The sequence below is a fragment of the Caballeronia sp. HLA56 genome, assembly GCF_054655155.1.
Genome location: NZ_BAAHOB010000001.1, coordinates 723,429 through 744,928 on the forward strand (window position 1 = coordinate 723,429; position 21,500 = coordinate 744,928).

21 protein-coding genes are annotated in these 21,500 nt (G+C 61.0%); 5 read left to right on the forward strand and 16 right to left on the reverse strand.

What is annotated here, in order from left to right; translation table 11 throughout:
* Window positions 1–142 precede the first annotated feature (142 nt).
* Window positions 143–616, forward strand: a complete 474-nt coding sequence (locus ACYQ47_RS03375) for a ferritin-like domain-containing protein (protein ID WP_244829647.1) — start codon at window positions 143–145, stop codon at window positions 614–616.
* A 59-nt stretch (window positions 617–675) separates the two neighbouring features.
* Here ACYQ47_RS03375 and ACYQ47_RS03380 read toward each other — a convergent pair whose 3' ends face one another.
* The 9 genes from ACYQ47_RS03380 to ACYQ47_RS03420 all read right to left on the reverse strand — a co-directional run bounded on the left by ACYQ47_RS03380 (window position 676) and on the right by ACYQ47_RS03420 (window position 11,246).
* Window positions 676–1,332: a peroxiredoxin gene (locus tag ACYQ47_RS03380; RefSeq protein ID WP_244829646.1), complete on the reverse strand. Its 657-nt coding sequence runs from the start codon at window positions 1,330–1,332 to the stop codon at window positions 676–678.
* 257 nt (window positions 1,333–1,589) lie between these two features.
* Complete coding sequence (locus ACYQ47_RS03385; RefSeq protein ID WP_459904459.1) at window positions 1,590–3,596, reverse strand: acyl CoA:acetate/3-ketoacid CoA transferase; 2,007 nt, start codon at window positions 3,594–3,596, stop codon at window positions 1,590–1,592.
* A 66-nt stretch (window positions 3,597–3,662) separates the two neighbouring features.
* Entirely contained in the window at window positions 3,663–4,499 is an 837-nt protein-coding gene (locus ACYQ47_RS03390; protein ID WP_244829643.1) for a shikimate dehydrogenase family protein, read from the reverse strand.
* Between the two features lie 80 nt (window positions 4,500–4,579).
* On the reverse strand, window positions 4,580–5,314 hold the full coding sequence (locus ACYQ47_RS03395) for an ABC transporter ATP-binding protein (RefSeq protein ID WP_250467084.1): 735 nt from the start codon (window positions 5,312–5,314) through the stop codon (window positions 4,580–4,582).
* A gap of 50 nt (window positions 5,315–5,364) precedes the next feature.
* On the reverse strand, window positions 5,365–7,308 hold the full coding sequence (locus tag ACYQ47_RS03400; protein WP_459904460.1) for a branched-chain amino acid ABC transporter ATP-binding protein/permease: 1,944 nt from the start codon (window positions 7,306–7,308) through the stop codon (window positions 5,365–5,367).
* A 10-nt stretch (window positions 7,309–7,318) separates the two neighbouring features.
* The gene (locus ACYQ47_RS03405; RefSeq protein WP_250467085.1) at window positions 7,319–8,191 is read right to left on the reverse strand and encodes a branched-chain amino acid ABC transporter permease; all 873 of its coding nucleotides are present in this window, start codon (window positions 8,189–8,191) and stop codon (window positions 7,319–7,321) included.
* A 90-nt stretch (window positions 8,192–8,281) separates the two neighbouring features.
* Window positions 8,282–9,502 (reverse strand): ABC transporter substrate-binding protein, encoded by a 1,221-nt coding sequence (locus tag ACYQ47_RS03410; RefSeq protein WP_404989441.1) that lies wholly within the window; start codon window positions 9,500–9,502, stop codon window positions 8,282–8,284.
* Between the two features lie 345 nt (window positions 9,503–9,847).
* Window positions 9,848–10,603, reverse strand: a complete 756-nt coding sequence (locus ACYQ47_RS03415) for an anti-sigma factor family protein (RefSeq protein ID WP_459904461.1) — start codon at window positions 10,601–10,603, stop codon at window positions 9,848–9,850.
* A complete protein-coding gene (locus ACYQ47_RS03420) occupies window positions 10,593–11,246 on the reverse strand; it encodes an RNA polymerase sigma factor (RefSeq protein WP_250467091.1) in 654 nt (217 codons plus the stop codon). The genes ACYQ47_RS03415 and ACYQ47_RS03420 overlap by 11 nt, the downstream gene beginning before the upstream one ends.
* A gap of 298 nt (window positions 11,247–11,544) precedes the next feature.
* Between ACYQ47_RS03420 and ACYQ47_RS03425 the strand changes: the two genes are divergently transcribed.
* Both ACYQ47_RS03425 and ACYQ47_RS03430 read left to right on the forward strand, forming a co-directional pair.
* Window positions 11,545–12,528, forward strand: a complete 984-nt coding sequence (locus ACYQ47_RS03425; RefSeq protein ID WP_459904462.1) for a metallophosphoesterase family protein — start codon at window positions 11,545–11,547, stop codon at window positions 12,526–12,528.
* Window positions 12,525–12,935, forward strand: a complete 411-nt coding sequence (locus ACYQ47_RS03430; protein WP_250493426.1) for a cupredoxin domain-containing protein — start codon at window positions 12,525–12,527, stop codon at window positions 12,933–12,935. Before ACYQ47_RS03425 ends, ACYQ47_RS03430 begins: the two co-directional genes overlap by 4 nt.
* Window positions 12,936–12,960: 25 nt before the next feature.
* On the opposite strand, the gene ACYQ47_RS03435 is transcribed toward ACYQ47_RS03430, so the two are convergent.
* From ACYQ47_RS03435 to ACYQ47_RS03445, 3 genes are all read right to left on the reverse strand, one after another.
* Window positions 12,961–14,055 carry a 4-hydroxyphenylpyruvate dioxygenase family protein gene (locus ACYQ47_RS03435; protein WP_244829631.1) on the reverse strand — a complete coding sequence of 365 codons (1,095 nt, stop codon included), beginning with the start codon at window positions 14,053–14,055 and terminating at the stop codon, window positions 12,961–12,963.
* Window positions 14,056–14,212: 157 nt separating this feature from the next.
* A complete protein-coding gene (locus ACYQ47_RS03440) occupies window positions 14,213–14,461 on the reverse strand; it encodes a hypothetical protein (RefSeq protein ID WP_244829630.1) in 249 nt (82 codons plus the stop codon).
* A 26-nt stretch (window positions 14,462–14,487) separates the two neighbouring features.
* On the reverse strand, window positions 14,488–14,991 hold the full coding sequence (locus tag ACYQ47_RS03445) for a lecithin retinol acyltransferase family protein (RefSeq protein ID WP_459904464.1): 504 nt from the start codon (window positions 14,989–14,991) through the stop codon (window positions 14,488–14,490).
* 412 nt (window positions 14,992–15,403) lie between these two features.
* Between ACYQ47_RS03445 and ACYQ47_RS03450 the strand changes: the two genes are divergently transcribed.
* Window positions 15,404–15,700 carry a hypothetical protein gene (locus ACYQ47_RS03450; RefSeq protein WP_244829628.1) on the forward strand — a complete coding sequence of 99 codons (297 nt, stop codon included), beginning with the start codon at window positions 15,404–15,406 and terminating at the stop codon, window positions 15,698–15,700.
* A gap of 84 nt (window positions 15,701–15,784) precedes the next feature.
* Window positions 15,785–16,543 (forward strand): PP2C family protein-serine/threonine phosphatase, encoded by a 759-nt coding sequence (locus ACYQ47_RS03455; protein ID WP_459904465.1) that lies wholly within the window; start codon window positions 15,785–15,787, stop codon window positions 16,541–16,543.
* Between the two features lie 4 nt (window positions 16,544–16,547).
* On the opposite strand, the gene ACYQ47_RS03460 is transcribed toward ACYQ47_RS03455, so the two are convergent.
* Genes ACYQ47_RS03460 through ACYQ47_RS03475 form a run of 4 tightly spaced genes read right to left on the reverse strand, consistent with a single transcriptional unit; the run spans window position 16,548 to window position 21,484 of the window.
* Window positions 16,548–16,805 (reverse strand): BrnA antitoxin family protein, encoded by a 258-nt coding sequence (locus ACYQ47_RS03460; protein ID WP_459904467.1) that lies wholly within the window; start codon window positions 16,803–16,805, stop codon window positions 16,548–16,550.
* Window positions 16,783–17,061 carry a BrnT family toxin gene (locus ACYQ47_RS03465; protein WP_459904468.1) on the reverse strand — a complete coding sequence of 93 codons (279 nt, stop codon included), beginning with the start codon at window positions 17,059–17,061 and terminating at the stop codon, window positions 16,783–16,785. Before ACYQ47_RS03465 ends, ACYQ47_RS03460 begins: the two co-directional genes overlap by 23 nt.
* Before the next feature lie 59 nt (window positions 17,062–17,120).
* Complete coding sequence (locus ACYQ47_RS03470; RefSeq protein WP_250493429.1) at window positions 17,121–18,428, reverse strand: sigma-54 interaction domain-containing protein; 1,308 nt, start codon at window positions 18,426–18,428, stop codon at window positions 17,121–17,123.
* Window positions 18,425–21,484 (reverse strand): peptidase domain-containing ABC transporter, encoded by a 3,060-nt coding sequence (locus ACYQ47_RS03475; protein ID WP_459904469.1) that lies wholly within the window; start codon window positions 21,482–21,484, stop codon window positions 18,425–18,427. The genes ACYQ47_RS03470 and ACYQ47_RS03475 overlap by 4 nt, the downstream gene beginning before the upstream one ends.
* Window positions 21,485–21,500 lie beyond the last annotated feature (16 nt).

Here is a 21,500-nt window from a genome sequence, read left to right on the forward strand (position 1 = left end):
GCAGGAAGTTCGAAAGCCGTTGCCTTCCCGTGGACCGTATCTTGCGCGCGATTCGTGCGGCTTACATACGGCGTCGGCGTGACTACAATGGGTGATGCCCTTTTCACGCTGAGCGTTCCATACTGGAAACACGGAGGCAAACATGGCGGAACTCGATAAGGAAGCAGTCGTCGGCGTGCTCAACCGGATTCTCGAATCCGAACTGGCGGGCGTCGTGCGATACACCCACTACTCCTTCCTGGTCTTCGGCTTCGGCCGGATACCGATCGTCTCGTGGCTGCGCGAACAGGCGGACGAATCGTTACTGCATGCGCATCAGGCGGGCGAATGGATCACCACGCTCGGGGCCTATCCGTCGCTTGAAATCGGTCCGTTGCTCGACAACCATACGTTCGATATCGCGACCATTTTGCGCGAATCGCTGCAATCGGAAAAACTCGCGTTGGATCTGTATCGCGATCTGCTGAAGATCGTGGAAGGTCGGTCGGTCGCGCTCGAAGAATATGCGCGACAGATGATTCAAACCGAGGAACTGCACGCTGGGGAAGTGGACAAGATGTTGCGCCGTCCCGGTGAAGTGGATACCGCGCCCGAACGGCGAACGGGACACGCATAAAAGAAAACGCGCTGGCCGCATCTACATGCATGCGGCCAGCGCGGTGTCGGCTCGTGTGCTTATTTCGGCTGCGCGACCGTTCGCAGATACGGCTTGAGCGTCTTGAAGCCTTCCGGATACTTTTTCTTGGCGTCATCGTCCGAAACGGAAGTCGGGATGATCACGTCTTCGCCCGGTTTCCAGTTCACCGGCGTGGCGACCGTGTGCTTGGCGTTGAGCTGCAGTGCGTCGAGCAGGCGCAGCACTTCGTCGAAGTTGCGTCCCGCGCTCATCGGGTACGTAAAGGTTGCCTTGATCTTCTTGTCCGGACCGATCAGAAACACCGCGCGAATGGTCGCGTTATCGACCGCGGTGCGCGGGCCACCGCCGCTCGCGTTTGGATGAATCATGTCGTAAAGCTTCGCGACATTTAGGTCCGCGTCGCCGATCATCGGATAGTTGACGGCCGTGCCCTGCGTTTCCTCGATGTCCTTCGCCCATTGCGAGTGGTTCGTTACCGGGTCGATGGAAAGGCCGATGACCTTGGTGTTGCGCTTGTCGAACTCGGGCTTGAGCTTTGCCATGTAGCCGAGCTCGGTAGTGCAGACAGGCGTGAAGTCCTTCGGATGCGAGAACAGAATGGCCCACTTGTCACCAATCCATTCATGGAAATGAATCGTGCCTTGGGTGGTTTCCGCGGTGAAATCGGGGGCTTCGTCGCCAATGCGGATGGACATGTTTGATCTCCGTGTTGAAGTAATTCGAAGCGCGCCTCGCTCGTCGTGATGACCGTGACGAAACGGCTTTCGATACGAATGCGCAATTCACTCGATGATTATAGTGTGCTTGCGATTCTCCTCGCGCGGCGGTCGATGGTCGCTCATCGACGTTTTCAAGCTTTGGTTATCTGTGCGCAAGCAAAGGCGTCCCAATCGAACCGCGAACGTGCGTTCCTTAAGTGTTTATCACGAGACGATATAAGCTAATAACCGCTTCAAGCCTGGCGGCTTTCGTGATCGCGCGCCTCCTCGGCGCTTTCGTAGATATAAGGCGCGACGCCGCGACGCTTGAGCGCATCGCCGAGTTTCATGCGCAGGAAACTGCTCGTGGTATAGCGCGTGACGCCGTCGTAGTGGTCGCCCACGAGTTTCGTCACCATCTCCGAATAGGCATCGAGCATATCGGGGCGAATCGAGAAATTGTCGTAGTTGACGATGGCATGTGGGCGCACCTTTGCGTTCGCTAGTTGCTTGGCAACTTCGCGGCGAATGGCTTCGACATCGCCAAGATTCTTCACTTCGTGCCCTTCGAAATTGATGAAGAACAGGTTCTTGCGCGCGTCGTAGCTGAAGCGCTCCGCGAGGTTCAAACCGAGCAGCGTGTCGCGCAATCCCATGGGCGTATCGCGAAAAATGCGTTCGTCCATGAGGCGCGGCGGCGCGTCGATCACCGGCGTAAAACCCATCTGCGCGACGATGTCCCGCTCGATATCTACACCGGGCGCCACTTCGATCAGCGCGAGCCCGTCTTGCGTCAATTCGAACACGCAGCGCTCGGTGATATACAGCACCGTCTGCCCGCGCTCGAACGCATACCGGCCGCTGAACGTGCGATGCTCCACGGCATCGACGAACTTGCGGCAATCGCCTTCGCGGCGAATCACGAGCTTGCCGTCTTCCAAGCCGACATCGAGCTTGCCTGCGTTGAACGTGCCGACGAACACGACTTTCTTCGCCGCTTGGCTGATATTGATGAAGCCGCCCGCGCCCGCGAGTTTCGGCCCAAACTTGCTCACGTTCAGATTGCCGTCGCGGTCCGCCTGCGCAAGGCCGAGGAAGGCGATATCGAGTCCGCCGCCATCGTAGAAGTCGAATTGATACGGCTGATCGATGATTGCCTGCGTATTGGTCGCCGCGCCGAAATTGAGTCCGCCCGCGGGAATGCCGCCGATCACGCCGGGTTCGGTCGTCATCGTGAAGAGGTCGATGACCTGCTCTTCGTTCGCCACGCTTGCAATGCCCTCCGGCATGCCGATGCCGAGATTCACCACGCTATTGGCCATCAATTCGAACGCGGCGCGCCGCGCGATGATCTTGCGCTCGGTCAGCGCCATGGGTGCAACCGAACTTGCCGCAACCCGCAGTTCGCTCGAATAAGCCGCGCTATAAGGCTCGCCGAAGGTCTGCCAGTGATTGTCGGAACTCGCCACCACCACGCAATCGACCATGACGCCGGGAATCTTCACCTGCCGCGAGTTGAGGGTATTGGACTCCGCGAGCCGCTCGACCTGTGCGATCACGATACCGCCAGAGTTGCGCGCGGCCATCGCAATGCTGAGCGCTTCGAGCGTGAGCGCTTCCTTTTCCATCGTGACGTTGCCGTTGAGATCGGCGGTGGTGCCGCGCACGATGGCGACATCGATCGGGAAGGTCTTGTAATACAGATACTCCGCGCCGTCGATCGACATGACGCGCACGATATCTTCCGTGGTGCGCGCGTTGAGCTTGCCGCCGCCATTGCGCGGATCGACGAAAGTGCCGAGGCCGACCGTGGAGAGTTGCCCCGGCCGATGCGCGGCAATATCGCGAAAGAGCTGTGAAATCACGCCCTGCGGCAGATTGTAAGCTTCGATGCGGTTATCGATGGCGAGCTTCTGCAACCCCGGCACGAGTCCCCAGTGACCGCCGATCACGCGCTTGACGAGCCCTTCGTGCGCGAGATGATTGAGGCCCTTGCCACGGCCATCGCCCTGACCTGCCGCATACACGAGCGTGAGATCGGCAACCGGTTCGCTGCCCTCGGCGTGATCTTCGAGAAAGCGCGCTTCGAGCGCAATCGCCACTTCCTCCGCGAAGCCGATACCGACAAAGCCGCTCGTCGCGATGGTGTCGCCCGCATGAATCAGGCGCACGGCCTCGCGCGCGGTGACGATCTTGCCGCGCTCGACAAGCCGCGTGGACGAGGGAAACGGATGGCGTGTCGGTGCGCTGCTGGCGGTCATGGCGTCTCCTCGCTTGAGTCCTTCCCGGCGCGCGTCAGTGTTCGCGCGCTCGCTCGTCTTCTGCGTCTAAGCGTACTTGATCTGGGCGACGGCACGCAATTCGTCGGCGGTCGCCGTGCCATAGCCGAAGAATTCCAGGTACGCCGGGATCATCTCGAACAGCATGTCGGTGCCGACCTGCACCGAGCAGCCCTTGTCCTTGGCCGCGCGCAAGAGCGGCGTGTACTCCGACTTCATCACCACTTCGCCGACAAAGGTCGTGGGCGCGATGCGATCGATATCGAACGGCAAGGGATCGCTCTCTTTCATGCCGAGCGGCGTTGCATTGACGATGACATCGAAGCCTGCGGGATCTCTCGTGTCCGTACGCACGATGAGTTCCGGATAGTGATCGCGCAAACGCCCGGCGAGCCCTTCGACCGAAGCGGTGTTGGTGTCGAAGATGGCGAGTTCCGCCACGCCCGCCGCCGCGAGAGAAGCCGCAATCGGCGAGCCCACGCCGCCGCTGCCCAGCACCAGAACGCGCGCGCCCTTCAACGCGCGGCCCTTGCGCTCGACGCCGCGCACGAAGCCGGCGCCATCGAACTGGTCGCCGAGCAGCGTGCCGTCTTCGCGTTTGAGGATGGCGTTGCATGCGCCCGCAATGCGCGCGGTGGGGCTCACTTCGTCCATCAAGCCGACGGTCGTGATCTTGTGCGGCATGGTGACGAGCGCGCCGCGCAGGTTGGTCAGCTTGAACAACTGCGGCACGAAAGCGACGTAATCTTCCGGTTTCACGCCCATGGGGACGACCACGGCATCGATGCCCTGTTTGTCGAACCAGGGGTTGTAGATCATCGGCGCCTTGAACGCTTCGGTCGGAAAGCCGAGATGGGCAATTACGGTGGTCTTGCCGCTGATCATGGCGACGCTCCTTCGAAGATGAGCGCGCAACGGTGCGCGCGACGCCTCCATGATAGTGCGACTTGCCCGCCCGCGGTTCTTTAATGGCTCGCGCCGAGATAGGCCGCCTTGACCGAAGGATCGTTCTTCAATTGCTCGGCGGGGCCGTGCGTGGCGACGCGGCCGTTCTCGAGCACGTAGCCGTAGTCCGCCACGTTGAGCGCGGCGGCGGCGAACTGTTCGACGAGCAGCATGGTCACGCCCTCGTCTTTCAGTCGCGCGATGATGCGGAAGACTTCATCGACGAGAATGGGCGCAAGGCCCATCGAAGGTTCATCGAGCAACACGAGGTCGGGGTTCAGCATGATGGCGCGGGCCATCGCGAGCATTTGCTGTTCCCCGCCCGAAAGCGTGCCCGCCAGCTGATTGCGGCGCTCCTTCAGGCGCGGAAACAGTTCGATGGCGCGTTCGAGATCGGCGGCCACGTCGCCTTTCGGACGCGCCCAAGTCAAGCGCGGAAACGCGCCGAGCAGCAGATTGTCCGTGACCGACATGGTCGCGAAAACGCGTCTTCCCTCCGGCGAATGAGCGAGGCCGAGGCGCGCGATCTTGTGCGAATCCATGGCGTCGATGCGCTTCGCGTCGCTGCCGATGCCCATGGTGATCTCGCCTTCCGTCGGCCGGATCATGCCGGAGATGGCGCGCATGGTCGTCGTCTTGCCCGCGCCGTTCGAGCCTATCAGCGTGACGACTTTCGCCTTCGGGACATCCAGGCTGATGCCGTGCAGCACTTTGACCTTGCCGTAGCCTGCGTGGAGATTCTTGATTGTCAGCATCGCGTGTCGCTTCGTCGGATGATCGGGTTGGCGTGATTGGCGCGTTGCGTTCATACGGCTTCCGCCGCTTGTCCGCCGAGGTAAGCCTCGATCACCTTCTCGTTGGCCTGTATTTCGGCGGGCTTGCCCTCCGCGATCTTCTGCCCGAAATCCAGCACCGAAACCGTGTCGCAAACACTCATGACCACATCCATATGATGCTCGATGAGCACCACGGTAATGCCGTGATGCCGCACCTTGCGAATGATCGCGACCAGTTCGCGGATATCCGGCGCGGTCAGGCCCGCAGCGGGTTCGTCGAGCAGCAGCAGTTGTGGATCGAGCGCGAGCGCGCGGGCTATTTCAAGCAGACGCTGCTTGCCGTAAGGAAGATTGCGCGCTTCCTCGGCCGCTGCATGTTCGAGTCCGACGAAGCGCAGCATATTGAACGCCCGTTCGCGCGCCGCGCGTTCTTCACGCTTGTAGCGCGCACTCATCAAACCCACATCCGCGAAGTTCGAACGGAAGGTGTGATGCAGGCCGACGAGCACATTCTCCAGCGCCGTCATCTCGCCGAAGAGCTGCACGTTCTGAAAGGTCCGCGCGATGCCCGACAGCGCGATCTTCGACGACGTGCGTCCCGCGAGCGACTCGCCTCGATACTCGATTGCACCCGCGGTCGGCACGTAGATGCCCGTGAGCACGTTCATCATCGTGCTCTTGCCCGAACCGTTCGGACCGATTAGGCCATGGATGGTGCCGCGCCTGACGGTCATGTTCACATCGTTGAGCGCCTTTAGACCGCTGAATTGCATGAGCACGCCGCGCACGTCGAGAATGGTGCTTGCTCCTTCGGTCGTGACGGCGGCGACGGCGTCGTCCTGCTGGGTCTGCATCGCCAGTTCCTGCGTGTCGACCTTCGTCACGCGCACGCGGCCCAAATTGAGCGTCTTGCGCACGAAGCCGACAATGCCATCTTGCAGGTAATACACGACGAGCAGAATCATCAGGCCGAAGATGGTGAGACGCCAGTCGGTGAGCGCTTCTATCCAGAAGGAAAACGCCGCAAGACCGGCTGTACCGATGACGGGAATCGCCACGCGTTGCAGCGTCGTGGTTTTGCGAGCCAGGGCGAGCGCCGCGCCCGCAACGACGAGCACCGCAAGCGCGGTTGCCACGACGCGGAAGTTGGAGATGTCGTCGAGCAACTTCGGCAACAGCACGATCACCGTCGAACCGATGATCGCGCCCGTGCGTGTCTTGCGCCCGCCCATGATGATGGCGAGCAGGAACAGAATGGTCAGCTCGAAGTTATACGTGTTTGGCGAGATGTACTGCTCGGAGTACGAGTAGAGACAGCCCGCGAGCCCCGCGAATCCCGCGCTGATGACGAACGCATAGACCTTGTGCCGATACACCGACACGCCCATGCAATCCGACGCAATGGGGCTATCGCGCAAGGCTTCGAAGGCGCGCCCGAGATGCGACTTGAGCACGCGATGCACCACGATCAGCGACACCACCAACAGTGCCGCCACGAGCCAGTAGTACTGGATTTCCTCGAGCTTGTGACCGGCAATGGTCGGCTTGGGAATCTTGAGACCCATCGGACCATTGGTGAGGAAGTCCATCTCGTTGATAAGAATCTGGATGATGGTGCCGAACGCGAGCGTCACCATGGCGAGGTACGGACCCGACACGCGCAACGCGGGCAACGCCAATATTGCGCCGAAAGCCGCCGTCACCACGATGGCAAGCGGCGCGGTCAGATAGAACGGCAAGCCGAGCTTGATGAAAAGCACGCCTGCCGTATAAGCGCCCACGCCGAAGAGCCCCGCATGGCCAAGCGACACTTGCCCCGTGTAACCCACCACGATATCGAGCCCGAACAGAAGGATCGCGTAGATCATGATGGTTTCGACGAGGTGGATGTAATACGGATTGCCCGATACCACCGGAAAGATCGCGACTGCGGCGAGTCCTGCGAGCGCCGCGACTATGTTCTTTGCTTTCATGTAGGCGGCCTCAGACTTTCTTGATCGCGGTCTTGCCGAAGAGGCCCGCAGGCTTCACCGCAAGCACGATCAGCAACAGCACGAGTCCCGGCACGTCCTTGTAGCCGGTCGAGATATAGAAGCCCGTCGTCGTCTCCGCTATACCCAGGATCATTCCGCCGACGATGATGCCCATGCCGCTCGACAAGCCGCCGATGATCGCGACAGCGAACGCCTTGAGGCCGAGCACCGCGCCCATGGTCGCGCCGGTAAGTGTGAGCGGCGCGATCAGCACGCCCGCGAACGCCGCCGTCAGCGACGACAACGCATACGAGAACGTGATGACGAGCCCCGTGTTGATGCCCATCAGCGCGGCCGCATCGCGATCGTTCGCGGTGGCGACCACGGCCTTGCCGAAGATCGTCTTGCGGTTGAAGAACTCCACCGCGAGCATCATCACGAGCGCGCCGCCGACCACGAGCAGTTCCATCGGCAACACGTTTGCGCCAAACACCTTGAGCGGCGCTTCGGGCAAGGGCGACGGAAAGCGCAGGTCGTCGCGGCCCCAGACGTTTTCCGCGACATTCTTGAAGATGATGCCGAGCGCGATGGTCGACATGATCCAGCCGAACTCCGACTTGATCTTGATGGCGGGCCGCACGCCGATGCGCTCCACGAACGCGCCCTGCACGAGCCCGAAAAGACACACGAGCGGGATCATGAGCCAGTAGTTCACGCCCGCCGAAACGAGCGTGAGGCCGACGAGCGCGCCGAGCATGAGAGCATCGCCCTGGCCGAAGTTCAGCGTGCCGGAAGTGGCGAACGTCAGTTGATAGCCGAAGGCGATGACGGCGTAGATCATGCCGAGCGCGATGCCGCTATATATGAGCTGGAGAAGGATCATCGTCGGGCGTCAGGGCGGCGGGGGATGCTCGATTGAAAAAGAGCCCGATCTGCGACCGGGCCCTGGAGAGACAACAGCGGCGGCACGGCGTTAGTTCGACGCCGTCGTCTGCTTCGTGCGAAGCGTGCTGCCACCTTTCTTGTCCGCGTCGTAGGCGTAGATCACGCGGCCGGCCTTCACTTCGCCGATCACCGGAACGTTCGAACTGATCGCTTCGTGGTCGGTCTTGGTGAAGGGCTTGTCGTAGACCATGACCACGCCTTCGACCTTCGTCGTGAGGTTTTCCAGCGCTTCCTTCACCTTCGGACCATCGGTCGAGCCGGCTTGCTTGATGGCCGCCGCGAGCAGATAGATCGAGTCGTAGCCTTGCGCCGCCGACACCGGCGAATCGATACGATCGCTCTTCGGCTTGAACTCCTTCACGTAAGCGTCGATGAAGGTTTTGCGCTTGGGCGTGTTGGCTTCCTGGATGAAGGTCTGCGGCATGCGCGCGCCTTCGCCGTTGTTACCCGCGTTGTCGATGTAATTGGCCATCGAAAGCGTCCAGCTGCCGATGAGCGGCACCTTCCAGCCGAGCTTGGCCATGCCGTTCGCGATCTGCGCGAGTTCCGGCCCGATACCGTAAGTCAGCACCGCTTCCGCGCCCGCTTCCTTCGCCTTGAGCAACTGGGCCGTCATATCGACGTCCTTGATGTTGAACTTCTCGACCGCGACAGGCTTCACGCCCTTGGCCGACAGCGCCTTTTCCAGATCCTCGCGGCCGAGCTGACCGTAGTTGGTCGAATCCGCGAGAATGGCGACCTTCTTGAAGCCGCGCTTGGTGATGGCTTCCTCGACGATCATCGGCGCCTGGATGCGGTCGGCGGCGGCGTTGCGGAATACGTAGTTGTCGGGCTGATCGTCGAATTGCTTCGTCACGACCGTGCCCGTCGCCACGTTGTTGAAGACCGGAATCTTCGCTTCCTGGAAGAAGCGTTGCGAGGCGAGCGCCACGCCCGTGTTGATATAGCCCACGACCGCGACCACTTTCTCCTTGTTGATGAGTTCCTGCGCGATCTGCACGCCGCGTTCATTCTTCGCTTCGTCGTCGCGTTCCACGAGCACGATCTGCCGTCCCAGCACGCCGCCCGACTTGTTAATCTCGGCAGTGGCGAGACGCACGCCGTCGCGCATGGAGACGCCCATCGAGGACGAACCGCCGGTAAAGGGACCGTCGACGCCGATCTTGATCGGATCCGCGGCCTGCGCGAGGCTCGCGCTCAATGCAAAGACGCCGAACGCGAGCGCACCTGCGATGCGCTTCATCTGCATGCCCATATCTGTCTCCGTCGCTTGAATCGTTATGTGATGAGGTCGGCTTTGCGCATGCCCTCGCCGCTCGTTCGTTTCGGTGCATCGCTCGAACGGCAATTTACGAATGCGGTGATCGATATTAGAAAATTGTAAGGATCAGACCATATTCGGACATACCCGAACAGCACGAGCGTTAGCGCACTCCCGACGCGACGTAATGTGCGACGAGATGGAATAAACCCTTAGTCAGGTAGATTGCAGATGCGTAAGCGCATCAGCGCGTGCGGCAAAAGAAACGCGCGGCTTCCTTAAGGAACGCCGCGCGCAACTTGCGCACGATTGCTCTTTTGATCGCGGCCCGGCTTAACGCGGCGAGCCTGCCTCGATAGCCTGCACGAACTGACGCATGACCGAGCCGGAGGCATCGGTGACGGCCCAGAAGGTCATGCCGTCGCGATTCCAGCGTGCGAGCGCATAACCGTCGTCGGATTGCGTGACGGCGGCCGCCCCTTCCTTCGTGTCGAGCGATGCGCCGCCCTTGCCCGAGGGAAACACGTACACGTCGATCGGATGCTTCAGATAGCGATACACCACCACCGCCACCGGCCGATGATTGACGTAATCGAGCCTGCCGCCGACCAGCGCGAAGCCCGGCCCGGCCGGATCGATGACGGGCGGCGCATAGTCGATACGTCCGTTGAACCACGGCTTCACCGTATGCTTGTCGCTCGACAGCACGTCGATAGGCCGGTCCGACATCAGTGAACGCACGTGACTCGCGACGATCTCCTGTGCAAGCGGATCGCCCGCACCACTCACGCCATGCGGCACGGCCTGAAACCACAGCATCGCGCCGAGCACGAGCGCGGCCAGCGTGCCGCCCGCGAACGCGCCGCCGAAGAACGGCACGGGCGTGGCGAACCATAGCCATGAACGGGCCGAGCGTTCGCTCTGCTCGTCCTGCTGGTTTCGTTCGCGCGCGCGTTCCCGCACCTTGACGTCTTCCGCTTCGGCCCGGATGCGCGAGAGCACCTGAGCACGCAAATGCGCGGGCGCGCGATGAGTCAGCGAGCCGTCGATGAGCCTCGTTGCGAGCGAGGCGGTGTCGTTATTGTCCATTGCCCGACTCCTCAAGACCCGGCCCCGTGCGACGCACGAGCCGCATGCCCGGTTTGTCCTGCGCGGCGTGCACGGCGAGCGCCAGCAACTTGCGGCCGCGCGCGAGCCGTGACATCACCGTTCCTATCGGCACGCCCGTCACGGCGGCCACTTCCTTGTAACTCATGTCTTCCAGCTCTCTCAGGACCAGCACTTCACGAAACGGAATGGGCAAGGTTTCGAGTGCGCGATGCACGATATGCACCTCGTCCTTGCGTACCGCAAGCGTTTCCGGGTCTATGCCCGCTTCCTCGGACCAGCCGGGCAGCGCTTGCTCCCCGGCGATTTCTTCGTCGTAGGGCGTCGCGTCGGCGAGTTGCACGCGGCGGCGCCATTCCGTGAACCACGTATTTCGCACGATGGCAAAGAGCCATGCACGCGCGTTCGCTTCCTCGCCCTCCTCGAAGCCGCTGAAGAAACGAAAGGCGCGCAGATAGGCTTCCTGCACGACATCGTCGGCGTCGCTCGGACTGCCGGACAGCCAGCGCGCGAGGTTGTACGCGGCATCGAGATGCGGCATGAATGTCGCCTCGAAACGCGCGTCCACGCCCGCCGCCTGTGTTCGGCTTTCCGCGGACTTATCTGCTTTGGACCTGGGCCACATCGCGCGGGTCTCCTTGGGAACAGGGTTCGACGTTTTCATTACCTTGCAACGCCCTCGTCACATGTACTCGCCCTGGGCGCGATTTATTCCCGCCGAAGCGGCGTAATCGAAAAAATAAAATCGACGAGACGAATCGGGAATATCGCGACGCTCTCGCCGGTTCGATGGACGGATGCCGCGCAGCTTCAGCACTCGAACATGAACGCGCCGGCTTCACGCCCATGCATCGTGCCGCCATGCGCGTGAGCTTCAGCAAACCATGAAACGCGGCCGCATTGTTCGTATTCAAGGAGTGCGCATGACACACGACCCGAAAGACCTGCCCGACGCGCAGGAACTCGACGACCACGGCAAGCGCCGGCGCACTGCATTGTCCTGCATGGCCTGGGCCAGCGCGGGCGTGCTGTGGACGGTGAGCGGCGGCGTGCCGGTGTCGAGCATCATTTCATCGGCGCAGGCGGCTGAGAAGAAGACGAGTTCGTTCAGCTTCGTGCAGATCAGCGACAGTCACATTGGCTTCAGCAAGGACCCGAACACGGAACCGACGAGCACGCTGGAAGAAGCGATCAATCGCGTAAGCGCCATGCCGAAGCAGCCCGCGTTCATGATTCATACCGGCGACGTCACGCATCTGTCGAAGCCCGCCGAATTCGATACCGCCGACCAGATCATCCGCAAGGCGGGCATGCAGGTGCACTACGTGCCGGGCGAGCATGACGTGCTGGTCGAGGACGGCAACCCGTTCTTCTCGCGTCTTCCCGCGCAATACGGCAGGAGCGGCGACCGGCACTGGTACAGCTTCGACGAAAGCGGCGTGCATTTCATCGGCCTGACCAATGTCATCGACCTCAAGGGCGGCGGTCTCGGCTTTCTCGGCGATGCGCAACTCGCCTGGCTCAAGGCCGATCTGCAAGGACGCTCGAGCAGCACGCCGATCGTCGTGTTCGCGCATATCCCGCTGTGGGCGCTTTATCCGCAATGGGGCTGGGGCACCGACGACAGCGCACAAGCGCTCGCGCTCTTCAAACGCTTCGGGTCCGTCACGGTGCTCAACGGCCATGTGCATCAGGTAGCGCAAAAAGTGGAAGGCGACATGCGCTTCTATTCGGCCATGTCCACCGCGTTTCCGCAGCCTGCGCCCGGCGCCGCATCGGGGCCCGGACCGATGAAAGTCGGCGCGGACAAGCTGCGCTCCATGCTCGGTCTGCGCGAAGTCACGCATGTGCAGGGCCGCGAATATCTCGCCGTCGTCGATACCCCGCTTGCAGGAGATAAGGCATGAACGTCGCCACGCTCGCGAGCTATGTCTCGCCCTCCAGATTGCGTCCTCTTGCCGGACGCGTCGCGCGTCAGGCCGCGCTTGCGCTCGTCGTCAAGGGACTCGTCGGCATCATTCCCTCGGCGTGCGCGGAGGAACCCGCGCAGCAGATGGTGGCGATGAATACGCCGACCATCAGCATCGACAATTTCGCTTTCAGCCAGCCGAGCGTCACCGTGCCGGTCGGCACCAAGGTGACGTGGGTGAATCATGACGACATGCTGCATACGGTCGCGGACGAAGCGAAGTCATTCAAGTCAGACCCGCTCGACAGCGGCCAAAGCTACTCGCATGTGTTCGACAAGCCCGGCACTTACAAGTACTTCTGCTCGCTGCATCCGCATATGACGGGGACGATCGTCGTGCAGTGAGCGCGCGGGCACGTTCGCCTGACGCTCAACCGCGTGCCTTCGCGATGGCGCTCAGATTGCCTTCGCCGAAGCCGTGATGCCCGCGACGCTCGACGATCTCGAAGAACATGTCGCCCGGTTCGCGCTCGGCGAAGGTTTGCAGGAAGAGTTGCGGCGTGCCGTCCGGCAGAATCTCGCCGTCCACGAGAATGCCGCGCGCACGCAGCTTGTCGATATCGAGTCCGTGTCCGGGCAGGCGTTCGTCGATCTGATCGTAGTAACGCGGCGGCGGATTCAGAAAGCGCATGCCGCGCGCCATGAGGGCATCGACGGAAGCGAAGATGTCTTGCGATGCCAACGCAATATGCTGCACGCCTTCACCTTCGTGATCGGGCAGATACTGCTGCATGAGATCCGTGCGATACGTGCCTTCCTCGTACACCGGAATGCGGATGTTGCCGCAGGGCGAAACCGTGACCGCGGAGTCCTGCGAAACATGCCAGTCCGGATGCACCTGATGAATCTCCGAGAAGTGCAGCACTTCGCGGTAGAAATCGAGCCATTCGCGGATGCGGCCCGCGCCGACCGTCTGCGTGAAGTGATCCACTTCGAAGAGACCGGTGCCGCCTGGCTCGGCCTTCGCGCCGGCAATGGGCCGGAAATCGATGTCGTAGATCGTGGACACGCCGCTATCCTTGCCTGGCCAGTGATCGACGAAATAAATGTGCGAGTCGCCAATACCCTGAATGGCCGGAATGGCCAGCTCGTTCGGGCCGATCTTCTCGCCTTCGAAATCCCAGGCGCCGAATTCGACCGCGCGCTCGTGAGCGAGCGCCGCGTCCACCACGCGAATGCCGATGGCGGCAATGCCCACGCCATGCGATTCGGCGAAGCGCGACGCGAAGGAATCCGGCTCTGCGTTCAGGAGGAAATTCATGCTGCCCTGACGAAACAGCGTGACCGCCTTGCTGACATGCTGCGCGACCGGCACGAAGCCCAGCCGCTCGAATAAAGCGGCGAGGCCCTGCGGGTCCGGGCTGGAAAACTCGACGAACTCCAGCCCCGCGATGCCGAGCGGATTGTCGCCGACTTCGGAATCGGGCATCGCGCGGGCGGGGGAAGTGGAGTCGGGCTGGGTCATCGGCAAAGTCCTCAATGGTCGGGCGGGTTCTCGGACGTGAAACTACCACAGCGATGGCTGCCTGTGCTCACGGCCGATAAACCTGCCGCTAGAGTAGCGGCAGCGCGATCATCGTGTCAAAGCCGGGACTTCGCGCGGCTCGGGCGCTTTCGCTGTATCAGGCGGCAAGCCGTTGCGGGCTCATCGACGGGCGTCTTGCTTGCGGGGGAAACACGTTCCAGGTGCCGTCGTCGTGCCGGAAGAAGATGATCGCAAGCGGTCCGTTCGCGTGCCACGCCTCGATGCAGACGTAGCGCGAGCCCGTGACCTGCGAGCGACACAGCCGCACGACGCGTGCCGGATGCGCCGCGCTCGGGGCGAGCCATTTGTCGACGGCCCAGTGCAGCGAGTTTTGAATGGTGTGCATGATGGTCTCCTTTCTGGTCATGCCGTTCAGGCGACGAGAGCGGCGTTCAGGCGGCGTTGCCGATCGGCAGCGACATAGGCGCGAAACAATCCCGTCACCGCGCGCCACGCCACGCGCGGATGGGCGAAGCAGGCGCGAACCTGGCGGCTTTGGCTTTGGCCGAACAGGCACCACGTCACGAAGTGCTCGCAGTTGTTGGTCAACAAGCGATACCGGTCTTCACCGAGCCGGCTGCGGGCGCGGCGCACTGCTTCCAGGCCGACGAAGCACGCGGTCGGGTTTTGGCGGATGGTTACGTCATGGCCGCCCGCGAATTGCGCGAGACTGACTTCTTCCACCGGACCGCGATGCAGCGACTTGGCGAATCCCGCGTAATGGATAACCCGGCCGTTGCCCGCATAGAGTCCGTGATGTTCGTAACCCGAGCGGCGCGTGACGAGTTCGGCGCCGATGGCCGGTTCGTCATCGAACGACAGGCTGCACGCGGCAGCTTGGGTATCGTTCGGTCCGGACGGTTGGGTGTTCGACATGGCTCGCTCCAATTTTGGTCTCGTCGCGCCGAAGTGTCTGTTCGGCGGCTTGTTGCGGAGTCGTTTGCAGGTTTCTTGCCAGTGTTCTTAAATGTTTGATTTATGTAGAAAATCACCGTTTTACGTTAGATTCCAGATAGCGGTTGTTGATTATTAACCAACAGTCTAGGAGGGCGATGTGTTGGCGCCAGAGCATCAATAGAGCGCCCGTGCGCGTTCGGTTGGTAGTGTTGGTCGTTCGGTTGTCTGCCAACAGCGGTTGTTGGCGACGGTCCAACTGATGACGCAAAGGCGCGGGCATCGACATAGGGCGAAGGCCGCATCGAATAAGCCGATGGCGGAGGCGCATGCAAATCGGCATAGCCCTTGCATAAGTGCCCGCATCGAATTCGAGCAAACAAGGAGAGCCGCAATGAGCGCAATCACCATCACCGATCTGGATCACGACCGCGAACTCGATCGCGCGGCGATGTTGGCCATCAGTGGCGGCGGTGGCGCGCCTTGGCTCTTCGGCTGGATCACGCCATATGTCGCGGACCGTCAGCAAGGCGGTGGCGGCAGCAGCGTGGTGAACATCTACGACATCACGAACAACATCAGCGTCGGTCAGATGGTCAACCAGTATCAGAGCGTCGATGTGAACAACACCGGCGCGGGCGCGACGCTCACCGTCAGTCCCAACGCGCTGTCCAGCAATCGCGCGGGATAAGCTCGGCGGTTGAGTGCACAATGACTGGGGCCGCGCGCCTCGGCCGACCGCATGACGCGCCAGTCAGGACCTTGGGAGGTTGCCGTGACCTTCAGCAACGAGTTTCGATGGACATCCGCTGCGCGCACCGACGCGGGCCTCGTGCGCCAGATCAACGAAGACGCGCTGCTCGATGCGCCCGAACATGGCCTGTGGGCCGTCGCAGACGGCATGGGCGGTCACGCGGTCGGCGATCTGGCGAGCCGCATGGTGATCGAGAGCTTGGCGAGCATGACGGCACAAAGCGCACTGGCGGATGCACGGGCGCATTTGCTCGATATCAACGCGCGCTTGCGTGCGGAAGCGGCGCGACGGCAGGTATCGCGAATCGGCAGCACGGTGGTGTTGCTGGCTGCGCGAGACGGCGTATGCGGTTATCTGTGGGCGGGCGACAGCCGTATCTATCTACTGCGGCGCGGGCGGCTGCGGCAACTCACGCGCGATCACAGTCACGTGGAAGAATTGAAGGCGCGCGGACAATTGACGGCGGAAGAGGCGCTGCATCATCCGGCGCAGCATCTCATCACGCGTGCGGTTGGCGCGCTCGACTTCCTCGATCTCGACGAAGATTCCATCACGCTGCACGATGGCGATACGTTCCTGCTTTGCAGCGATGGTCTTTCGAACGAAGTGAGCGAGGACGAGATGGTGGCGCAGCTTGCGTTGAGCAGTTGCGAGCTCGCGGCGCAGAGGCTGCTGGAGATTGCGCTGGAACGCGGCGGGCGCGACAACATTTCGGTTGTCGTCGCGCGTGCGGAGGATTTGATGGCTTTGGATAGGACGCAGGTTAATCCTGGCCTGTAAGCGCTTACGAATGGCGCTGCTGATGCATCTGCATATACGCGCGCAGAAGCCGATTGATGCGTGTTTGATACCCCTTCCCTTGCTCACGAAACCATTTGAGCACGTCTGCATCCAGCCGCATGGTGACGGCCTGCTTCGGCGGCACATGCAGTTGAGCCTGTTCGAAGAAGGTGTCGTCAAGCTCCGGGATTTCAGTCAGGTCGATATCAGCGTCTCGTGCCTGCTCGAGCCGCTTCCAGTCAGTTGCCGATTTTTTGCTCATAGCGCTTTGCCTCATGTCTGGTTGCCTTGCGCGCCGAGATGATTCGCACCGCGTCTGCGCACCGCTCGACATACACTACGACGCCCACCGTGGCGCTCATCCAGCCCAGCGCAATCCAGTGCTCCTCGCCGTAGTCCTCCCGCGAATCCAACCAGGTCAGAACCGGATGGTTGAATACGTCTACTGCGTCTCGAAAATCAATGCCGTGCTTCCGAATGTTGGTCTGGTTCTTGGCTTCGTCCCACTCGAAATGCACGCATCACCCGTATTGACAATTGTATGTACAGTCTAACACGGACGATCACTACATTGAAGCTACTGTCCTTCCCTGCTCTTTTGCGCCGCAAGCCTGAAGTCCTTCGAATGCAGCCCGTGTTTCTTTAAAAGCATCTGCAGATGCGACCGGTTCATCTCATACCGCCGCGCAAGTTCGGCCACCGTGCCGCCCACTTCATGCAACCCACGTTCGAGAAATGCGCGCTCCGCTTCGTCACTCGCAACGCGCTTGGCTTCGCTCAGCGAACTCGCCGTCGCAATGCCGTTGCCATTCGCGGCAGGACCGCCCATCGCCAATGAGAGCGATGTCTTCGGCCGGATGTCCAGCGGAAGATGCTCGATATCCGCCATCTCGCCTGCAAGACAAGCGATGCGATAGATGATGTTGCGCAACTCGCGGATGTTGCCGGGATAATCGTAATTGCGCATAAAGTCCCTTAAACGTGGGGACATCTTGATGGGCCGGCGCTTGAGCGTGGCCGCCGCTTCATCGCCGAAGTAAGACAGCAAGAGCGGTATCTCGTCGCGGCGTTCACGCAGCGCGGGCAAGGTCAGATGAATCACGCTCAAGCGATAAAACAGGTCTTCGCGAAAGCGACCTTCATCGCAGAAGCGCCGCAGATTGCGATTCGTCGCCGCGACGATGCGCGCATCCACCGAAATGGCTTCATCCGAACCCACGCGCTGAATCTCGTGCGCTTCGAGCACGCGCAACAGCTTCACCTGCCCAACCAACGGCAGCTCGCCAATTTCATCGAGAAATATGGTGCCCGTATGCGCGCTCTCGAACTTGCCCTTGCGGTCGTTGGTCGCGCCCGTGAACGCGCCCTTGCGATGCCCGAATAGTTCGGATTCCAGCAGATTATCTGGAATGGCCCCGCAATTCACGGAGATATAAGGCTTGTCAGCGCGCGAGCCATTCGCATGAATGACCTTGGCCATCAGTTCCTTGCCCGTGCCGCTCTCGCCGTCGATCAGCACGGGAAGATCCGTAGGCGCGGCTTTTTCCGCTATTTCCAGGGCTTCGAGCAGCTTCGGGTTATCGCCGAACGTGCCTTCGAATACGAAGCTGCGTTCGATCAAGGCCTGACGCCGCGAGCCCGGTGACATATCGCGTCGAGGTTCGGCAGCAGCGGCCTGAATGAAGCGCTCCTTGTGCGAAAGCTGCATGACCTCATCGCGCAAGGAACTCGCCTGACGCAGAAGCTTTTCGATCTCCGGCCGCTCCAGCCGCGATGTCCATCGCAAGGTGGAACGCAAAATCTCGATCTTCTCGATGATGCCCGCATACGATATGGCCGATGCGGGCACGCCGCTGTCGCTTTCCGGTTGGTCTAGTATTTTCATGCTGCGCTCAGTTGCTTCTGCACGAGTTGGTAATACATGCCCTTTCTTGCGACCAGCTCATCATGCCTGCCCTGCTCCACGATACCGCCTTCATACAGCACCAGAATCTTGTCGGCACGCATGATGGTGGAAAGCCTGTGCGCGATGATGACCGCGGTGCGTCCCTTGAGAATCTCCTGCATGTTGCCGAGGATATTGCTCTCGGATTGCGTATCGAGCGCGGACGTGGCTTCGTCGAAAACCAGCAGACGTGGGTCGTGATACAGCGCGCGCGCGATACAGAGCCGCTGAATCTGTCCACCCGACAAACCCACGCCACGTTCGCCCACCACCTGCTCATACCCTAGCGGCAGCTTGACGATGAACGCATGCGCATCCGCCATCTTGGCCACTTCCTCGATACGCCTTCTATCCGGCGACTCCTCGCCGCTCGCGATGTTCTCCGCTATCGTGCCCGAGAACAGCAAGTTGCTCTGCATGACATAACCAATCTGCGCGCGATAAAATCCCTTGTCGATGACGCTCAGGTCGTAGCCGTCCACTGTCATCTTGCCTTCGCTCGGCGCATAGAAACCAACGAGCAGCTTGGCAAGCGTCGTCTTGCCTGAACCGCTTCTTCCGACTACCGCGATGAGTTCGCCGGGCTTGATATCGAAGCTGATATTTTCCAGCACGTAAGGCGTGTCGCCTTCGCCATAGCGAAAATACACACCGTTAAAGCTGATTTCGCCCTGCAAGTCGGGCAACATCACGCGCTGCTCCATCTCCGAAGGTTTCTGCTCCGGGTCTATGTCGAGCACATCGCCGAGACGCTCCATTGCCACGCCGGCATCGTTCACGAGACTCCATAAGTTGATGAGGCCCATGAGCGGCGACAGCACGCTACCCATGAAAGCATTGAACGCAATCAACTGGCCAATGCTCAGTTCGCGCGAAAGCACGAGGTTTGCTCCGACCCACAATACGGCGATAGTCGTACCTGCATTCAGCAACTGGCTGCACAAGCCTACGCCGATATTGAAGCGTTGCGACTTGTATTGCACTTCGAGCGACTTTGCGTACTTCTTTTCCCACTTGAGCCGCACCGCACGCTCGATGCCCATCCCCTTCACCGTTTCGACGCCGCCCAAGGCTTCCATGAGAAACGAACGTGCGTCTGTAGCCGAAGAAAACGCTTCGCGCGCATTCTGCTTGATGCGCGGCGTGGCGAGGATGGTAAGCGCCGTCATCGGGATGACGAAGGCAATCAGCAACAAGGTCAGCTTCACGTTGTAGAGAAACATGATCGTGAAGTAGATGAAGATCATCAGCAGATTGAGTACCGTCGTCACCGTGGATTCGGTGAGAAAAGCGCGAATGGTGTGGTTTTCCTGGAAGCGCGCGAAAACGTCGCCGGTCTTGCGCTTGGCGAAAAAGCTGAAGGGCAGCGAGAACGTGTGCCTGAAGAACTGCGACATCATCGCGAAGTCCATGTTGCGCACCATGAAGTTCGCAAGATAGGCACGAATGGTCGACATGAGCTGAGTGAACAGGTTCGAGATGATCAACCCGCCTATCAGCACATGCAGCAAGCTGACGTTCTGATGCACGATCACGCCATCGAGAATGTTCTGGATGATGAGCGGCGGAATTACGCCCAGCACTTGAATCACGAAGGTCGCTAGAAACAGATGCAGCAGGACCTTCTTGTACGGCTTTAGATACCCCACGAAGCGAATCCACGGCGAACGCGATACCGCTTGCCGCGCCATGTCCTGCACCGGAGAAAAGAGCAGACATGTGCCGCTCCAGCCGCGCTCGAACTCGCCCACGGTCATCTTCTTGAAGCCGATGGCCGGGTCCGCGACCCACACGTTGTCTTTCGAAATGCCGTAGACGATGATGTAGTGATATCCCTCCCAATGCGCGATGAACGGCATCTCGAAGCCGCGTAGCGACTCGAACGTGCACTGCACGCCGCGCGTGGTGAAGCCGAGCGCATCGCCGGCGCGCGCAAGACTGTCGAGCGTTGCGCCTTGCGTCGTGACGTTCGCCAGTTCGCGCAGTTTGCCGAGCGTCATGTTGATGCCGTAGTGCTTGCAGATCATCGCAAGACACGCGGCGCCGCAATCCATTTCCTCGGCCTGCTCGACCCACGCAAAGCGCTTGATGACGCGCTCGCCCATCTCGGGCTTGGTGTGGAGATCGAGCATCGACGGCAGTCTGCGACGCTCAGCGAGTTTCTTCTGACGCTGCAGTTCGCGCTCGCTGAAACGAATGCGTTCTTCCAGCACTTCGCGCAGCTTCACATTGCGCTCGATGATGAAATGCACCGTCTTTTCAGGGATCACGAGCAGGCGCGTGTCCGTGAGCGCAATGGCCGACGCCATCTGCTCCTGACGCATCACGCACGCCTTCTCGCCGAAGATTTCACCAGGCCCGAGCGTGGCGAGCACATGCTTTTCGTTGCCGTCTTCGCGCACGATCCGCACTTCGCCCTGCCGCACGACATAGAGGCGCCGGTCGTCGCGCGAGTCTTGCTTGAAGATCTCCTTGCCTTCGCCGACGCGCTTGACGCCCACGCTGCGCACGCATTCCTCGAGTTCGGCCTTGTTCAATTTGCCGCGCAGATCGAACAGTTTCGCGACGAAGCCGCCCGCCGAACTGATCGCGACGAAGCTCGTGACGAACGCGAGCGCAGCCGGGTTTCTTGCGATAATCGGCTCGATCGCATTGCGCGGGATGAACAGCAGTTCTGTCTTGCCTGAAGAACGCACCGACGATTCATGGCGATACTCGCGCAGCATGGCGATATCCGCGAACGTCTCGCTCGCCTTCTTCACTCCCATGCTGATTTCCTTGCCGTGCTCCTCGGTAAAGATGCGCACAGAGCCGGCCTTCACGACGTAGAGCCCGTCGGCGGAATCCCGCGCATTGCACACGGTTTCACCGAAGCCAAAGCGGCGCGACTGAGCATGTTCCGCGAGTTGCGCGATCTCCTCGCGCGTGAACGGCGAAAGAATCTCCACGGTCGCGAGAAAGTCGGCGGGCGCATCCAGGCTCGAAGGGGCGTCCATATCGTTCGCTCTGTCG

Bases quoted from the DNA above. Each gene is read 5' to 3' on its own strand.
- ACYQ47_RS03375 (WP_244829647.1), top strand. From the start codon at position 143: ATGGCGGAACTCGATAAGGAAGCAGTCGTCGGCGTGCTCAACCGGATT.
- ACYQ47_RS03380 (WP_244829646.1), bottom strand. From the start codon at position 1,332: ATGTCCATCCGCATTGGCGACGAAGCCCCCGATTTCACCGCGGAAACC.
- ACYQ47_RS03385 (WP_459904459.1), bottom strand. From the start codon at position 3,596: ATGACCGCCAGCAGCGCACCGACACGCCATCCGTTTCCCTCGTCCACG.
- ACYQ47_RS03390 (WP_244829643.1), bottom strand. From the start codon at position 4,499: ATGATCAGCGGCAAGACCACCGTAATTGCCCATCTCGGCTTTCCGACC.
- ACYQ47_RS03395 (WP_250467084.1), bottom strand. From the start codon at position 5,314: ATGCTGACAATCAAGAATCTCCACGCAGGCTACGGCAAGGTCAAAGTG.
- ACYQ47_RS03400 (WP_459904460.1), bottom strand. From the start codon at position 7,308: ATGAAAGCAAAGAACATAGTCGCGGCGCTCGCAGGACTCGCCGCAGTC.
- ACYQ47_RS03405 (WP_250467085.1), bottom strand. From the start codon at position 8,191: ATGATCCTTCTCCAGCTCATATATAGCGGCATCGCGCTCGGCATGATC.
- ACYQ47_RS03410 (WP_404989441.1), bottom strand. From the start codon at position 9,502: ATGCAGATGAAGCGCATCGCAGGTGCGCTCGCGTTCGGCGTCTTTGCA.
- ACYQ47_RS03415 (WP_459904461.1), bottom strand. From the start codon at position 10,603: ATGGACAATAACGACACCGCCTCGCTCGCAACGAGGCTCATCGACGGC.
- ACYQ47_RS03420 (WP_250467091.1), bottom strand. From the start codon at position 11,246: ATGTGGCCCAGGTCCAAAGCAGATAAGTCCGCGGAAAGCCGAACACAG.
- ACYQ47_RS03425 (WP_459904462.1), top strand. From the start codon at position 11,545: ATGACACACGACCCGAAAGACCTGCCCGACGCGCAGGAACTCGACGAC.
- ACYQ47_RS03430 (WP_250493426.1), top strand. From the start codon at position 12,525: ATGAACGTCGCCACGCTCGCGAGCTATGTCTCGCCCTCCAGATTGCGT.
- ACYQ47_RS03435 (WP_244829631.1), bottom strand. From the start codon at position 14,055: ATGACCCAGCCCGACTCCACTTCCCCCGCCCGCGCGATGCCCGATTCC.
- ACYQ47_RS03440 (WP_244829630.1), bottom strand. From the start codon at position 14,461: ATGCACACCATTCAAAACTCGCTGCACTGGGCCGTCGACAAATGGCTC.
- ACYQ47_RS03445 (WP_459904464.1), bottom strand. From the start codon at position 14,991: ATGTCGAACACCCAACCGTCCGGACCGAACGATACCCAAGCTGCCGCG.
- ACYQ47_RS03450 (WP_244829628.1), top strand. From the start codon at position 15,404: ATGAGCGCAATCACCATCACCGATCTGGATCACGACCGCGAACTCGAT.
- ACYQ47_RS03460 (WP_459904467.1), bottom strand. From the start codon at position 16,805: ATGAGCAAAAAATCGGCAACTGACTGGAAGCGGCTCGAGCAGGCACGA.
- ACYQ47_RS03470 (WP_250493429.1), bottom strand. From the start codon at position 18,428: ATGAAAATACTAGACCAACCGGAAAGCGACAGCGGCGTGCCCGCATCG.
- ACYQ47_RS03475 (WP_459904469.1), bottom strand. From the start codon at position 21,484: ATGGACGCCCCTTCGAGCCTGGATGCGCCCGCCGACTTTCTCGCGACC.